The 15,866-nt window shown below is 67.9% G+C and carries 12 protein-coding genes; 10 read left to right on the forward strand and 2 right to left on the reverse strand.

Annotated elements, in window-relative coordinates:
• The first annotated feature begins 314 nt into the window (after positions 1-314).
• The 3 genes from FF041_RS03470 (at position 315) to FF041_RS03480 (ending at position 3,562) form a co-directional block, all read left to right on the forward strand.
• The gene (locus FF041_RS03470; RefSeq protein WP_323372041.1) at positions 315-1,031 is read left to right on the forward strand and encodes a PadR family transcriptional regulator; all 717 of its coding nucleotides are present in this window, start codon (positions 315-317) and stop codon (positions 1,029-1,031) included.
• A 51-nt stretch (positions 1,032-1,082) separates the two neighbouring features.
• Positions 1,083-2,165 (forward strand): inositol-3-phosphate synthase, encoded by a 1,083-nt coding sequence (locus tag FF041_RS03475; protein ID WP_153520963.1) that lies wholly within the window; start codon positions 1,083-1,085, stop codon positions 2,163-2,165.
• A 128-nt stretch (positions 2,166-2,293) separates the two neighbouring features.
• Positions 2,294-3,562, forward strand: coding sequence for an MFS transporter (locus FF041_RS03480; protein ID WP_153520964.1), 1,269 nt, complete (start codon positions 2,294-2,296; stop codon positions 3,560-3,562).
• Between the two features lie 120 nt (positions 3,563-3,682).
• On the opposite strand, the gene FF041_RS03485 is transcribed toward FF041_RS03480, so the two are convergent.
• Positions 3,683-5,131 (reverse strand): CCA tRNA nucleotidyltransferase, encoded by a 1,449-nt coding sequence (locus FF041_RS03485; RefSeq protein ID WP_323391101.1) that lies wholly within the window; start codon positions 5,129-5,131, stop codon positions 3,683-3,685.
• Positions 5,132-5,355: 224 nt separating this feature from the next.
• On the opposite strand from FF041_RS03485, the gene FF041_RS03490 reads away from it, so the two are divergent.
• From FF041_RS03490 to trxA, 7 genes are all read left to right on the forward strand, one after another.
• The gene (locus FF041_RS03490; RefSeq protein WP_323391103.1) at positions 5,356-7,722 is read left to right on the forward strand and encodes a DUF6049 family protein; all 2,367 of its coding nucleotides are present in this window, start codon (positions 5,356-5,358) and stop codon (positions 7,720-7,722) included.
• Between the two features lie 46 nt (positions 7,723-7,768).
• Entirely contained in the window at positions 7,769-10,030 is a 2,262-nt protein-coding gene (murJ, locus tag FF041_RS03495; protein ID WP_153520965.1) for a murein biosynthesis integral membrane protein MurJ, read from the forward strand.
• Positions 10,031-10,147: 117 nt separating this feature from the next.
• Positions 10,148-11,863, forward strand: coding sequence for a protein kinase family protein (locus FF041_RS03500; RefSeq protein WP_323391105.1), 1,716 nt, complete (start codon positions 10,148-10,150; stop codon positions 11,861-11,863).
• A gap of 25 nt (positions 11,864-11,888) precedes the next feature.
• The gene (gene sigM, locus FF041_RS03505; RefSeq protein ID WP_153520966.1) at positions 11,889-12,593 is read left to right on the forward strand and encodes an RNA polymerase sigma factor SigM; all 705 of its coding nucleotides are present in this window, start codon (positions 11,889-11,891) and stop codon (positions 12,591-12,593) included.
• Positions 12,590-13,492: an anti-sigma factor family protein gene (locus FF041_RS03510; RefSeq protein WP_153520967.1), complete on the forward strand. Its 903-nt coding sequence runs from the start codon at positions 12,590-12,592 to the stop codon at positions 13,490-13,492. The genes sigM and FF041_RS03510 overlap by 4 nt, the downstream gene beginning before the upstream one ends.
• Positions 13,493-13,618: 126 nt before the next feature.
• The gene (gene trxB, locus FF041_RS03515) at positions 13,619-14,593 is read left to right on the forward strand and encodes a thioredoxin-disulfide reductase (RefSeq protein ID WP_323391107.1); all 975 of its coding nucleotides are present in this window, start codon (positions 13,619-13,621) and stop codon (positions 14,591-14,593) included.
• Between the two features lie 43 nt (positions 14,594-14,636).
• Positions 14,637-14,966 carry a thioredoxin gene (gene trxA, locus FF041_RS03520; protein ID WP_323372008.1) on the forward strand — a complete coding sequence of 110 codons (330 nt, stop codon included), beginning with the start codon at positions 14,637-14,639 and terminating at the stop codon, positions 14,964-14,966.
• A 121-nt stretch (positions 14,967-15,087) separates the two neighbouring features.
• Here trxA and FF041_RS03525 read toward each other — a convergent pair whose 3' ends face one another.
• Positions 15,088-15,705, reverse strand: a complete 618-nt coding sequence (locus FF041_RS03525) for a GNAT family N-acetyltransferase (protein ID WP_153520968.1) — start codon at positions 15,703-15,705, stop codon at positions 15,088-15,090.
• Between the last annotated feature and the right edge of the window lie 161 nt (positions 15,706-15,866).

Genomic DNA, 15,866 nt, shown 5'->3' on the forward strand with positions numbered 1-15,866 from the left:
GGTGTTCCGGTCCCCCCGACATGGATACGGACCGGCCCCGCAAGGGCCCCATCCGCTGTGCATCCACTGCGAGGACGCCTGAAGGCGTCGCGTGGTTCCCGGTGGTCTGCATCCGCACAGACTACGCAGGCTCAAAATATCCGTAGAGCCGAAGTTCACCCCAAAACAGGCAAGTTGCACGACATCCATTGCCGATGTGACGCCGTTCACCTTGACCCCTCTTGTCGCAGCAGGAACACCGTCCTATCGTGCTGATGTATCGAGTCGATACATCAGTCCGGCATAGGCGGCTGAGACGGCGAAGGAGGGCGATGGTGAGCAGACGCTCGGGCATCCTTGAGTTCGCCGTGCTCGGTCTGCTCCGTGAGGCCCCGATGCACGGGTATGAGCTGCGGAAACGGCTCAATACCTCGCTGGGGATCTTCCGAGCCTTCAGCTACGGAACCCTCTACCCCTGCCTGAAGACGCTGGTCGCCAACGGCCGGTTGATCGAGGAACCGGGAAGCGCTCCCGAGGACGCCCTCGCCGCTTCACTCGCGGGGCGCCGCGCCAAGATCGTCTACCGGTTGACGGCGGAAGGCAGAGAACACTTCGAGGAACTGCTCTCGCACACGGGTCCGGACAGCTGGGAGGACGAGCACTTCGCGGCTCGCTTCGCCTTCTTCGGACAGACCGAGCGCGAGGTACGCATGCGGGTGCTGGAAGGCCGGCGCAGCCGGCTGGAGGAGCGCCTGGAGAAGATGCGTGCCTCCCTGGCCCGGACCCGGGAGCGTCTCGACGACTACACCCTTGAGCTTCAGCGACACGGAATGGAGTCCGTGGAGCGCGAAGTGCGCTGGCTGAACGAGCTCATCGAAAGCGAGCGGGCGGGGCGGGATCAGCGACAGTCCGCCACCGACGGCTCGGCTCAGCAGGACAACACCACTGGTTCGTCGGGCGGCCTGCCCCGGCACAGGGATGTCGGGCCCACCGGGGACACCTCCCCCGGGCCTTTCACCCCGCCGGATCCGCCCGACGACACCGTCAACTGAGACCCCGCGGTCCGCAGGGCCTCATCCGAGATCACACAGGGAGCAACCGGAATGGGTTCGGTTCGCGTAGCCATCGTAGGCGTGGGCAACTGCGCCGCCTCACTGGTGCAGGGCGTCGAGTACTACAAGGACGCCGACCCGGACGGCAAGGTGCCGGGTCTGATGCACGTCCAGTTCGGCGACTACCACGTCCGTGACGTCGAGTTCGTGGCCGCCTTCGACGTGGACGCCAAGAAGGTCGGCCTCGACCTCTCGGACGCCATCGGCGCCAGCGAGAACAACACCATCAAGATCTGCGATGTGCCGAACAGCGGTGTCACCGTGCAGCGCGGCCACACCCTCGACGGTCTGGGCAAGTACTACCGCGAGACCATCGAGGAGTCCGCCGAGGCCCCGGTCGACATCGTCCAGGTCCTCAAGGACAAGCAGGTCGACGTTCTGGTCTGCTACCTGCCCGTGGGCTCCGAGGACGCCGCGAAGTTCTACGCGCAGTGCGCCATCGACGCCAAGGTCGGCTTCGTCAACGCCCTTCCGGTCTTCATCGCCGGCACCAAGGAGTGGGCGGACAAGTTCACCGAGGCGGGCGTTCCGATCGTCGGTGACGACATCAAGTCGCAGGTCGGCGCGACCATCACGCACCGTGTGATGGCGAAGCTCTTCGAGGACCGGGGCGTCATCCTGGACCGCACGATGCAGCTGAACGTCGGCGGCAACATGGACTTCAAGAACATGCTGGAGCGCGACCGGCTGGAGTCCAAGAAGATCTCCAAGACTCAGGCCGTCACCTCGCAGATCCCCGACCGCGACCTCGGCGAGAAGAACGTCCACATCGGCCCGTCCGACTATGTGGCCTGGCTGGACGACCGCAAGTGGGCGTATGTCCGTCTTGAGGGCCGTGCCTTCGGCGATGTCCCGCTGAACCTGGAGTACAAGCTGGAGGTCTGGGACTCCCCGAACTCCGCGGGTGTCATCATCGACGCGCTCCGCGCTGCGAAGATCGCCAAGGACCGCGGCATCGGGGGCCCGATCCTCTCCGCGTCCTCGTACTTCATGAAGTCCCCGCCGGTGCAGTACTTCGACGACAAGGCCCGCGACCAGGTCGAGAAGTTCATCAAGGGCGAGGTCGAGCGCTAAGCATCCGCTCCACCGGTTCGGTCCAGGCGTCCGCGTGAAGCCTGGTCCACCGGCGTTCAGCCGATCGACCGCGGAGGGTCCCCGGGTCATGCACCCGGGGACCCTCCGCGTATGTGACGCTTGATCGCATGCCTGCCGTGCGTGACCTGCGCGTACTCCTGCGTCTGACCGACTTCCGACGACTGCTGACGGTCCGGCTGCTCTCCCAGTCGGCCGATGGCGTCTATCAGGTCGCGCTCGCCTCCTATGTGGTGTTCTCCCCGGAGAAGCAGACCTCACCGGCGGCCATCGCCTCGGCCATGGCCGTACTGCTGCTGCCCTACTCCGTGATCGGCCCCTTCGCCGGTGTTCTGCTGGACCGCTGGCAGCGACGGCAGGTCTTCCTCTACGGGAATCTCCTGCGGGCCCTCCTCGCGATCTGCACCGCTCTGCTGATCGCGGCATCCGTGCCCGACTGGCTCTTCTATGTCTCGGCCCTGTCCGTCACCGCGGTCAATCGCTTTGTGCTGGCCGGTCTGTCCGCCGCACTGCCCCGGGTCGTCGACCAGGACCGACTCGTCATGGCGAACTCCCTCTCGCCGACGGCCGGCACACTGGCCGCGACCGCGGGCGGCGGGCTCGCCTTCGTGGTGCGTCTGGCCTCGGAGGATTCCGATGCCGCGGTGGTGCTTCTCGGCGCGGCGCTCTATCTCTGCTCGGCACTGGCCTCGCTCAGAATGGGCCGTCATCTCCTCGGCCCCGACAGCGCACCGGTGCGGCCGGGAGTGATCAGCGTCATCGCCTCCACAGCGCGCGGCCTGGCCGACGGTCTGCGGCATCTGAGGGAACGCCCGGCGGCAGCCAGGGTCCTGGTCGCGATGACCCTGATGCGCTTCAACTATGGAGCGCTGACGGTCATGCTCCTGATGCTCTGCCGCTATGCCTGGTACGACAACGAACAGGACGGTCTCGCTCTTCTCGGGCTGGCCGTCGCGGTCTCCGGCGCCGGGTTCTTCGCCGCGGCGGTGGTGACCCCCTGGGCGATCGGGCGGTTCGGCCGATTCGGCTGGCTGGTGGTCTGCGCGGGAGCGGCCGCGGTCCTCGAACCCGCTCTGGGCCTGCCATTCGCCCCAGGGCCGATGCTGGTCGCCGCCTTCGTGCTGGGGTTCATCACCCAAGGATCGAAGATCACCACGGATACCGTGGTGCAGACCTCGGTGGACGACGCCTACCGCGGCAGAGTCTTCTCCCTCTACGACGTGCTGTTCAATGTCGCGTTCGTGGGAGCGGCGGGAGCGGCGGCCCTGATGCTCCCGCCGGACGGACGGTCGGTTCAGCTGGTTGTCGTCGTCGCTCTGATCTATGCGGGGATCGCCGTGACCATGGCCCGATGGCGCCGGATGAGCACCGCTCGATAGCGATGAGGGCGATGTTTCACGTGAAACATCGCCCCTCGCTGCTTCCGCCGCCATGTTTCACGTGAAACATGGCGGCGTTTCACGACCGGCCCCACCGACTCGCAACGGAGCCCGCGTGCCCTACTCCGACTCCTGCGCCGCCCACCACGCCTTCAGCGCCGCGACCGCATCGTCCTGCTCCATGGGCCCGTTCTCCAGGCGCAGCTCCAGCAGGAAGGCATACGCCTTGCCGATCACCGGGCCGGGCCCCACGCCCAGGACCGTCTGGATCTGGTTGCCGTCTAGGTCGGGCCTGATGGCGTCGAGCTCTTCCTGCTCCTTCAGCTGGGCGATGCGGTCCTCAAGCCCGTCGTAGGCCCGGGAGAGGGCGCTCGCCTTGCGCTTATTACGCGTGGTGCAGTCCGAGCGGGTCAGCTTGTGGAGGCGGCTCAGCAGCGGACCCCCATCGCGCACATAGCGTCGAACGGCCGAGTCGGTCCACTCCCCGGTCCCATAACCGTGGAACCGCAGATGGAGCTCCACCAGTCGTGAGACGTCTTTGACCATCTCGTTGGAGTACTTGAGCGCGGCCATCCGCTTCTTGGTCATCTTCGCCCCCACCATCTCGTGATGGTGGAAGGAGACTCGCCCGTCGCTCTCGAAGCGCCGTGTCTTCGGCTTGCCGATGTCATGGAGGAGCGCGGCCAGCCGGAGCACGAGGTCCGGGCCGTCCTCCTCCAGGTCGATGGCCTGCTCCAGAACGGTCAGGGAGTGCTCGTACACGTCCTTGTGCCGGTGGTGCTCATCGCTCTCCAGACGGAGCGCGGGCAGCTCGGGAAGCACATGTGCGGCAAGGCCGGAGCCGACCAGCAGGGCCAGTCCCTTGCGGGGGTTGGCGGAGAGGATCAGCTTGTTCAGCTCGTCACGCACTCGCTCGGCGGAGACGATCTCGATGCGCTCCGCCATCCCCTTCATCGCCGTGACGACCTCGGGCGCCACCTCGAAGTCCAGCTGGGCGGCGAACCGGGCGGCGCGCATCATCCGCAGGGGGTCGTCGGAGAAGGATTCCTCGGGCGTACCGGGCGTCCGCAGCACCCGGGCGGCGAGATCCTCCAGGCCCTGATGCGGATCGATGAATTCCTTCTCGGGCAGGGCGACGGCCATCGCGTTGACCGTGAAATCACGGCGGACGAGATCCTCCTCGATGGTGTCGCCGTAGGACACCTCGGGCTTCCGGGACGTTCTGTCATACGCCTCGGAGCGATAGGTGGTGACCTCGATCTGATAGCCGTCCTTCTGGCAGCCGACCGTGCCGAAGGCGATGCCCACATCCCATACCGAGTCCGCCCATGGACGGATGATCTTCAATACGTCCTGGGGGCGGGCATCCGTCGTGAAGTCCAGATCATTGCCGAGCCGGCCGAGCAGGGCATCCCGGACCGAGCCTCCGACCAGGGCGAGACTGAATCCCGCTCCCTGGAAGCGGCGGGCGAGATCATCGGCAACGGGCGCTACACGGAGTAGTTCCGCAACCGCACGGCGTTGCACCTGGCTCAGTGCGGTGGGGTTGTCTTCATTGGCGTTCGGCACAACAGAAAAGGGTACGTGCCCCCGCACTCCCAAGCGTCCCACTTCACAGCCGCCCCACGGCCCGTTTCGCGGCGGCGCCGAAGCCCGCCGCCCGGAGGATCAAGGATCCTTGCGATCTTGTGAGGCGGTCCGCGGCACTTCGGCCCCGCGCATCTCGTTACCATGCGTGGACGCAACTAGCGACAGCGACCAACGGCAACAGACGACGAAGGACGGACGTGCGCGTGGCCGAGGCGGCAGACTTCCACGGGACGTCCCCTTCTCCTGCCCGACGGTGGCTCCGCCGCACAGCCTCCCTGCTGATCGGGGCGCCGCTGGTGGCCGGTCTGCTGGGCGGGCCGGCCGTGACTCCCGCCCATGCGGCCGTCGACAAGGCTTCCTCGGACTCCCGCACGGTGGATGTGTCCCTCAACACACTGACGCCCGCCGCGCCGGTGAAGGGCGACACGCTCACCGTCAGCGGCACGGTGGTCAATGAGGGCAAGCAGACCATCCATGACGCGGAGATCGATCTGCGGGTGGGCCCGCAGGTATTCGGCAGGACCGGAATCGACCGCGCCACCGAGCGCGACGGCTTCAATGCCGCTCTCGACGGTTCGTCCATCGACGACAAGTTCGGTGTGGAGCTGCCGAAGCTCGTGCCCGGCGTCAGCCGGGACTTCTCGCTCACGGTCCCGGTCTCCGAGCTCGGCCTCGGCGCGGACGGTGTGTACCAGCTGGGTGTGACCCTGTCGGGCCGGACGTCCCAGCAGTCGTTCGAGCAGGTGCTGGGCATCGAGCGGACGTTTCTGCCCTGGCAGCCCGAGGACCTGGAGAAGAAGACCCGGATCACCTATCTCTGGCCGCTGATCTCCTCGACCCACCTCACCTCGGAGACGGGTTCGGACGAACGGCAGACTCCGGTCTTCGAGGACGAGTCGCTGGCCGAGGAGCTCAAGCCGGAGGGAAGGCTCGGCCAGCTGGTCTCCCTCGGCCGCGATCTGCCCGTCACCTGGGTGATCGACCCCGATCTGCTCTCCACCGTCGACGCCATGACCGGCGACTACAAGGTGAAGAGCGGCGACGATGTCGTCGCCGGCAAGAATCAGGAGATCGCCAAGGCGTGGCTGAGCTCCGTCCAGTCGGCCGTCCAGGGGGAGAAAGTGATCGCGCTGCCGTTCGCCGACCCCGATCTGGCTTCGCTGGCGCACCGCGGCAAGGATGTCTCCGGCTCTCTCCGCCATCTGCAGCAGGCCACCGCGGTCGCCGCGTCGACCGTTGAGACGATCATCCATGAGAAGCCGTCCACCGACTTCGCCTGGCCCGTGAACGGGGCGATCGACTCCTCCATCGTGGACGTCGCCACCTCGGCCGGCGCCGACAAGGTGATCGCCCGGAGTGACAGCCTGCGGGACGACCTCGACTACACGGCCAGTGCGGCCCGCCCCATCGGCGGCGGGACGACGGCCGTGGTCGCCGACGTCCGGCTCTCCAGGGCCTTCGAGGGCGACATGCTGCGGGCCGGCCGCTCGACCCTCGCGGTCCAGGAGTTCCTGGCCCAGACGCTGGCGGTGACCCTTCAGGGCACCGATGAGCAGCGCAGCCTTGTCGTCGCCCCTCAGCGGACGCCGAGCGTCTCCCAGGCGCAGTCCATGGCCCGGGCGCTGGAAGCGCTGGAGCCGCAGCGCTGGACCGAGCCGCAGGACCTGATCGCGGCCTCGGCGGCCAAGCCCGACGACAACGCGAACACCAGAGTGCCCCCCGCCTCTCGCTACCCCGCCGAGCTGCGCAAGCAGGAACTGCCGGTCCAGGCGTTCCAGGACATCCGCACCACCCAGAACGAGCTCGACAACTTCACGGTCATCCTGACCCAGCGGGACCGGGTGGAGACGCCCTTCGGCCGGGCCATCGACCGGGAGATGTCCACCTCCTGGCGGGGGAACCCCGAGGCGGCCCAGCTGTACCGCGACAGTGTGCGGAGCAACCTGGACGTCCTCACCCGGCAAGTGAAACTGATCGAGAAATCGCAGATCACCCTGTCGGGGCGGAGTGCGACGATCCCGGTCACCGTGCAGAACCAGCTGGTGCAAGGGGTCGACCATCTCGTACTGCGGCTGAGTTCCGACAACGCCGCCCGGCTCAGCCTCGGCGACGGCGACCGCATCGCCGATCAGCCGATCCAGGTGCAGGGCGGTCACAGCCAGTCCGTGAAGTTCGACGCTCTGGCGAACGCCAACGGCCAGGTGCGGATGACGGCCCAGCTCCTCACCGAGGACGGAAAGCCGTACGGCGAGCCGATGCAGTTCACGGTGAAGGTCTCCGAGATCACCCCGACCGTGATGCTCGTCCTCGCGGGCGGCGTCCTGCTGCTCGTCCTCGCGGGTATCCGGATGTACACCCAGCGCAAGCGCTCGGCCGCTGCCCAGGGGCAGCCGGCGGATACCGAAGCGGACGGGACCGCCCCCGACGGAGACGACTCATCGAACGGCGGAACAGAACGCCCCGAGGGTGACATCGACGGCCCTGATCCCGGGCAGGCGAGTGACCTGACACCGGACACCGGACCGGAAAGCGACAACCCGTCGGGCACGGGTGAGAAAGTGGACCGTTGAGCGATGTCGTGGCCGGCCGGCCCGGGGACGATGAGGTGGGGTAGCAATGAACGCGCCGTACGACGGTGACCGCGGTCAGGGCGCGGGCACGGACCCGGCAGGCCAGGTTCCGCCGCAGCCCGTCCCCGACCCCGTCGCGCACGATCCATACGCGCAGGACGCCTATGCGCACGATCTGTACGCCCACGAGCAGCCGGTCCAGGATCAGCACCTCCAGGGCCCCTATGCACAGGGGCCCTATGGTCAGGACCCGTATCTTCAGGACGCCTACACACAGGACCCGTACCGGGCCCAGGATCTGTCCGCCCAGGACCCGGTGGCCGAGGCGCTCTACGACCGCGCCTCCCACCCACCGCCGCCCCCGGGCACCTACCAGGAGCCGCAGGCGCTGTACCAGCAGCCGCCCGCGCCCCAGTACGCCCCCGACCCCCGGGTCTGGGCCCAGACGCCGCCTCCCGAGCCCGCGGGACCGTCCCGGCATCTGCCCTACGGCGACGACGTCAGGACCACTCAGTACACGGGCGTCGACGAGCTGGTCACCCGGGCCGGCGAGCAGGAGCCCGAGCCGGACGCGTTCGCCCATCTCTTCCGGGACCAGCAGGGCGCCACCCAGACCGTGCCCGCTCCCGCGCCGGAACCCGCTCCGGCCCCACCGGCGCCCAAGAGCTCCGGCGGCAGATCCACCAGCCTGCTCAAATCCAGCGCCGTGATGGCGGCGGGCACGATCGTTTCGCGGATCACCGGCTTCCTCCGCACGCTGGTCATGGCCGCGGCGATCGGCGTCGGCACCCTGAACGACTCCTACCAGGTCGCCAATGTGCTGCCCACGATGATCTATGTGCTGGTCGGCGGCGGCGCGCTGAACGCGGTCTTCATCCCGCAGCTCGTTCGCGCCATGAAGAACGACGACGACGGCGGCGAAGCCTATGCCAACCGCCTGCTGACACTTGTCGTGGTGCTGCTCGCCGGAGTCACCACAGTCTGTGTCCTGGCGGCGCCGCTCCTCATCCGCATGCTGTCGGCGCCGATCGCCGCCGACCCGGAGCGGATGGAGGTGGCCGTCACCTTCGCGCGCTACTGTCTGCCCGCCATGTTCTTCATGGGCATTCATGTGGTGCTCGGCCAGATCCTCAACGCACGAGGCCGCTTCGGCGCGATGATGTGGACCCCGGTCCTCAACAACATCGTGACCATCGTGACCTTCGGCGCCTTCATCTGGGCGTTCGGCAGCTTCACCGACTCCAACGCCAGCGAGTCCACCATCACCCCCGAGGGCGTCCGGCTGCTCGCCATCGGCACCCTGCTGGGCCTGGTGGTCCAGGCGCTGGCGATGATCCCGTATCTGCGGGACGCGGGCTTCAAGATCCGGCTGCGCTTCGACTGGAAGGGCCAGGGGCTCGGCAAGGCGCTGGGGCTGGCGAAGTGGACCTTCTTCTTCGTGCTCGCCAACCAGCTCGGCATGATCGTCGTCACTCAGCTGGCCACCTGGGCCGGATCCGAGGCCGCCGAGGACAACATCCAGGGCGCGGGCATCACCGCCTTCAACTACGCGCTGCTTCTGTGGCAGATGCCGCAGGCCATCATCACGGTCTCGGTGATGACCGCCGTACTGCCCAGGATCTCCCGCGCCGCCCATGACGGCGACCCCGCCGCGGTCCGCGACGACATCTCCTACGGACTGCGCACCTCGGCCGTCGCCATCGTGCCCTGCGCCTTCGCCTTCCTCGCGCTCGGTGTGCCCATGGCGACCCTGCTCTACGCGGGCTCGGGGCCGGGCGCGCTCGGCATCGGATTCACCCTGATGGCCTTCGGACTGGGCCTGATCCCGTACTCCGTGCAGTACGTCGTACTCCGCGGTTTCTACGCGTACGAAGACACCAGGACGCCGTTCTACAACACGGTGATCGTCGCGATCGCCAACGCCTCCGGATCCACGGTCGCCTTCCTGCTGCTCCCCGCCCGCTGGGCGGTCGTCGGAATGGCGGCGTCCTACGGTCTGGCCTATATGGTCGGCGTGGGTGTGGCCTGGCGCAGGCTGAAGAAGCGGCTGGGCGGCGATCTGGACGGTTCCCATGTCATGCGCACCTACGCCCGTCTCTGCATCGCCTCACTGCCCGCCGCGGCTCTCGCGGGCGGAGTGGCCTACATGATCATCAAGGCTCTCGGCAGCGATGCCCTCGGCTCCCTCGCCGCTCTCCTGGGCGGCGGGATCGTGCTGCTGGGCGTCTTCTTCGTGGCCGCGAAGCGGATGCGCATCGAGGAGTTGAACTCCATCGTCGGCATGGTGCGCGGGCGGCTGGGCCGCTAGCCCGCCGCACTCCGCACAACCATCGTCCGCGGCCGTGTGTCGTGCATAGCAGCGGACTGTGGGCACAATTGGCTTGGCTGTTGGTTATGCGCAACGGATGGGGAGGCAGGAACGACGGTGGCGGAACGTAGCACGGCCGCCGTCGACGTGGCCGACAACAGCGGAGACGAACCGCTGACCGCCCAGGCGGACAAGGCCACGGCCGACGGGGCGGCTCAGACTCAGGAAACGGCGGATATGAAGACGCCGGACACGGGCAGCGAGCGCACGGGCACCGAGCCCGCCATCGCCACGCCCGAGCTGCACAGCGGCCATAAGCTCGCCAGACGCTACCGACTCGAAGAGTGCATCACCCGTCTGGACGGTTTCAGCAGCTGGCGAGCCGTGGACGAGAAGCTGCGCCGCGCCGTCGGAGTCCATCTGCTGCCCGCCGACCACCCCCGGGCCCGTTCCGTGCTCGCGGCGGCCCGCTCCGCCGCCCTCCTCGGCGACCCGCGTTTCGTTCAGGTGCTGGACGCCGTCGAGGAGAACGACCTCGTCTATGTGGTCCATGAGTGGCTGCCGGACGCCACCGAGCTGACCACCCTGCTCGCCATGGGCCCCATGGAGCCGCACGACGCCTATCAGCTGGTCGACCAGCTCGCCCAGGCCATGGCGGCGGCGCACCGTGAGGGCCTCGCCCATCTCAGGCTCACCCCTGGCGCCGTGCTGCGGACCTCCACCGGCCAGTACCGCATCCGTGGACTCGCGGTGAGCGCCGCCCTGCGCGGCATCACGGCCGATCGTCCACAGCGCACCGACACCGAGGCGATCGGCGCACTGCTGTACGCCGCTCTCACCCAGCGCTGGCCGTACGAGAGCGCCGCGCACGGTCTGTCCGGACTGCCCAAGGGGACCGGTCTGCTCCCCCCCGACCAGGTCCGGGCCGGCGTCCACCGCAGGCTCTCGGAGCTGGCCATGCGCGCCCTGGTCAACGACGGCGCCACCGCCTCCCGCCAGGAACCTCCCTGCACCACCCCCGATGAGCTGGCCAGGGCTGTGGCGGCGATGCCGCGTATCCGCCCGCCGGAGCCCGCCTTCGCGTCACCGCCCGAGTATCAGCCCACCAGCTATCAGCAGGGCAGCTACGGCCGTGCGATCTCCCGCCCGGGACCGGGGGTCACCCAGCTGACTCCCGCGCCTCCGGCGCCGCTGGAGAGCCGCACGGGCAGGGTTCTCAAATGGGGAGTGGCCGCGCTGCTGATCGCCGCGCTGGGGCTCGGCAGCTGGCAGATCGCGGACAAGATGATCGGCCGCGACAACAACCGGACGAACGACCCCGGCCTCTCCCAGCCGGAAGACGATGAGAAGAACAAGGACAAGAAGGCGACTCCCCCTTCCGGGAAGCCGGTCTCCATCGTCTCCGCCGTCGACTTCGACCCCTACGGCCAGCCACCCTCGGAGAAGCCCGCCGAAATAGGGAACACCTACGACGGCGACCTCAGCACCTCCTGGACCACCAACTGGTACGGGAGCCCCGACTTCGGCAACTTGAAGGCGGGACTCGGCGTCGTTCTGGATCTCGGCGAGGTTCAGCAGATCGGCACGGTCGATGTGTCCTTCCTCGGCGGCTCGACAAGCGTCGAGCTGCGCACCGCACCCGAGAACGCCGACGGCCAGCCCGCATCGCACACGGGATTCACCAAAGTCGCCGAAGGCACCGGGACCCAAGTGGCCCTCAAGCCCGACAAGGTGGTGCGGTCGCGATACGTTCTGGTCTGGCTGACCCATCTCCCGCCATCCGGGCCGGACCAGTTCCGGGGCAAGGTCGCAGAGATCAAAATCAAAAGCTGACGGCAGCAGGGGAGGGGGCTCACCGTTGGACGAGGCGACATTCCGTGACACAAGCGATCAGGAACTGCTGGACCGCCATGTCGAGGGACATCCGAATGCCTTCGGTGAGCTGGTCCGGCGGCATCGCGACAGACTCTGGGCCGTGGCCCGGCGCACGCTGGGCGACCGCGAAGAGGCGGCGGACGCCGTCCAGGACGCGCTCGTCTCCGCTTTCAGGGCCGCTCACACCTTCCGTGGGCAGTCCGCCGTCACCACATGGCTGCATCGCATCACCGTGAACGCCTGTCTCGACCGGGCCCGCAAAGCGGCCTCCCGCAAGACATCGCCCATCGATGACACCGAGCGCCTGGAACAGCTCCTTGAGCCGCATGAGTCGGCCGAGGCCCCGGCCGAACGGCAGGACCTCCACCGTGAGCTCCTGGCCGCGCTCACCCATCTCCCCGCCGATCAGCGGGCCGCACTGATCCTGGTGGACATGCAGGGATATCCGGTGGCGGAGGCGGCCCGCATCCTGGATATACCGACCGGGACCGTCAAAAGCCGCTGCGCCAGAGGCCGGGCCCGGCTGCTGCCCATGCTCACTCATCTGCGCGGTGATGCCGGGGGTAACGGCAAGCTCAGCGGGGGAAGGAACCGGACACCGGGGGATTCCGTCCCACCGGCGTCGGGGCAAAGGGATGCGGGGCCCAGTGGCCCCGCCGCTGTGAAGGGCGGAGGTGGGCGCACATGACATCCACGGCCGGTATGACCCAGCACCCGGATGTCTCGGAGATCTCTGATCTCGCCGAGGGACTGCTCCCTCCCTCACGGAGTGCCGAACTCAGGCGGCACCTCGACGACTGCGCACTCTGTGCCGATGTCCATGCGTCCCTGGAAGAGATCCGGGGATTGCTCGGCACGCTGCCCGGGGCCGCCCGGATGCCGGCGGACATCACCGAGCGCATCGACGCGGCGCTGGCGGCCGAGGCTCTGCTGGACTCCACCTCGCCCGCTGCCGACGTACATGTTTCACGTGAAACATCGCCTGTGGCGGGGCGGGAGAAGCCCGGAGCACCCAGTCGGCCCGCGGGACACACACGCGGTACCACCGGCCCCGGCCGGGTCCGCCGTACAGGACGACGGCGTGCCACCGTCCTGGGTGCCGTCCTCACCCTGGCCGCCGTCGGAGCAGGGGGTCTGCTCTTCCTTGCACAGCAGTCCGGCAGCGACCCCGGAGCATCGGCGGCGCAGGATGTGAGCAGCCAGTCCAAGAGCGCGCTGACCAAGGATTTCTCCGGCTCCGACCTCGAAGCCCAGGTGAAGAACCTGATCACCGGTGCCCAGGACACCAAGAGCACCCGAGAGACCCGGGCGGCGGCCGGCTCGTCGTTCGAGGCCGAGAAGGCGCCACAACCGATGAACGGGGCGACGACGCTCCCCCCCTGTGTCCAGCGGGCCACCAGCCGCCCGGACACCCCGATCGCGGTCGAAGAAGGCGCCTACCAGGGAGAAACCGCCTTTCTCGCGGTCTTCCCGCACAGCACCGACAGTCACCGGGTCCAGGCGTTTGTGATCGCGGAGAACTGTGTCTCAGCCGCTCCCTCATCGACCGGAGAAGTCCTGCGCACAGAGACCTTCCTCCGGCACTGACACGTTCCTCAGCGCTGCGCTGCACTCCCGGGAATGCGGGCCCTTTAGGATCCGTTGGGTTGGGTGAAAGACATTGACCCGGCCCAGTAGACAGCAGCGCAGTCTTCAGAGACGAGGAATCAACCCGTGAGCGACGTCCGTAACGTGATCATCATCGGCTCCGGGCCGGCCGGCTACACGGCGGCGCTCTACACGGCGCGCGCCTCGTTGAACCCGCTGGTCTTCGAGGGTGCTGTCACCGCCGGTGGCGCGCTGATGAACACCACCGACGTGGAGAACTTCCCCGGCTTCCGCGACGGCATCATGGGCCCGGACCTCATGGACAATATGCGGGCCCAGGCCGAGCGGTTCGGTGCCGAGCTGGTGCCGGACGACGCGGTCTCCGTCGACCTCACGGGTGAGATCAAGACCGTCACCGACACGGCGGGCACGGTGCACCGGGCGAAGGCCGTGATCGTCACCACCGGCTCGCAGCACCGCAAGCTCGGACTCCCCCGTGAAGACGCGCTCTCCGGCCGCGGTGTCTCCTGGTGCGCGACCTGCGACGGGTTCTTCTTCAAGGACCAGGACATCGCCGTGATCGGCGGCGGAGACACCGCCATGGAAGAGGCGACCTTCCTCTCCCGTTTCGCCAAGTCCGTGACCATCGTCCACCGCCGGGACACCCTCCGTGCCTCGAAGGCCATGCAGGACCGCGCCTTCGCCGACCCGAAGATCTCCTTCGCCTGGGACAGCGAGGTCGCGGAGATCCATGGCGAGCAGAAGCTCACCGGACTGACCCTGCGGAACACCAAGTCGGGTGAGACGTCCGAGCTGGCGGTCACCGGGCTGTTCATCGCCGTGGGCCACGACCCGCGGACCGAGCTCTTCAAGGGTCAGCTCGACCTGGACGACGAGGGCTATCTGCAGGTCGCGGCACCGTCGACCCGTACCAACGTCAGCGGTGTCTTCGCCGCGGGCGATGTGGTCGACCACACCTACCGTCAGGCCATCACCGCCGCCGGCACGGGCTGCTCCGCCGCCCTCGACGCCGAACGCTATCTGGCCGCGCTCGCCGACGCCGAGCAGGCCACCGAGGCCGAGAAGGCCCCCGCGGTCTGATTTCCCCTCTCCCGCCCACCCCCCAAGTCAGAAGGAGGCCGCCGTGGCCGGCGCGCTGAAGAACGTTACCGATGCCAGTTTCGACGAGGATGTCCTCAAGAGCGACAAGCCCGTGCTCGTGGACTTCTGGGCCCCCTGGTGCGGCCCGTGCCGCCAGATCGCTCCGTCCCTTGAGGCCATCGCGAGCGAGCACGGCGACAAGATCGAGATCGTCAAGCTCAACATCGACGAGAACCCGACCATCGCCGCCAAGTACGGCGTCATGTCCATCCCGACGCTGAACGTCTACCAGAACGGTGAGGTCGCCAAGACGATCGTCGGCGCCAAGCCCAAGGCCGCTCTCGTCCGCGACCTTGAGCCTTTCATCGGCTAGTAAGCACAGAGAGCGCAGCGGGCAGCCGTAGTAGCGCCGCCCGGGCGGAAGGCGATGTTTCACGTGAAACATCGCAGGGGCTCATCCCTCGTCGGGGGATGAGCCCCTTTCCATGAATGCGTCAGAGCGGTCTGAGCGCCGGCTCTTTCTGGACTGCCCCCAGCAGACGGTCCAGGGCCAGTTCCACATCTTCCTTCCAGGAGAGAGTGGTACGCAGCTCCAGTCTCAGTCGTGGAGAGGTGGGATGCGGACGCACGGTCTTGAAGCCCACCGCCAGCAGATGATCCGCCGGAAGCACACAGGCGGGATCCTTCCAGCGGGCGTCTCCGAACGCCTCGATCGCCCGGAAGCCCCGCCGCAGCAGATCCTTCGCCACGGTCTGCACCATGACCCTGCCGAGCCCTTGTCCCTGGTAGCCGGGATTGATCCAGGCCGTCATCAGCTGTACGGCGTCCACCGACACCGGGCTGGTCGGAAAGGCGGTGGATCGTGGCACATAGGCCGGGGGAGCGTAGAGAACGAAGCCCACCGGCGCATCATCGACATAGACGACCCGGCCGCAGGAGCCCCACTCCAGCAGCACGGCGGAGATCCATGCCTCCTTCTCCAGCTCCGGGTGGCCCGCCTTGACCGCCGCGTCCCCACTGACCGGGTCGAGCTCCCAGAAGACGCACGCCCGGCAGCGTCTGGGCAGATCCGACAGGTTGTCCAGTGTGAGGGGTACAAGCCGACGCCCCATGAAGGCCGTTCCTCGCTTCCTTCTCACGCCGCATACCGCCGACGCACTCCGCACGGTGGCTGCGCGTCGGCGGAACGATCGTATCGATCCGCTCTTGGGGCGGATACCAAGTCGGCAAAAGGGCGGGCCGTGTCCGGGCAGCTGCCCGGACACGGCCCGCC

It is taken from the genome of Streptomyces jumonjinensis, assembly GCF_009600885.1.
In the GTDB taxonomy this organism is placed as follows: Bacteria; Actinomycetota; Actinomycetes; order Streptomycetales; family Streptomycetaceae; genus Streptomyces; species Streptomyces jumonjinensis.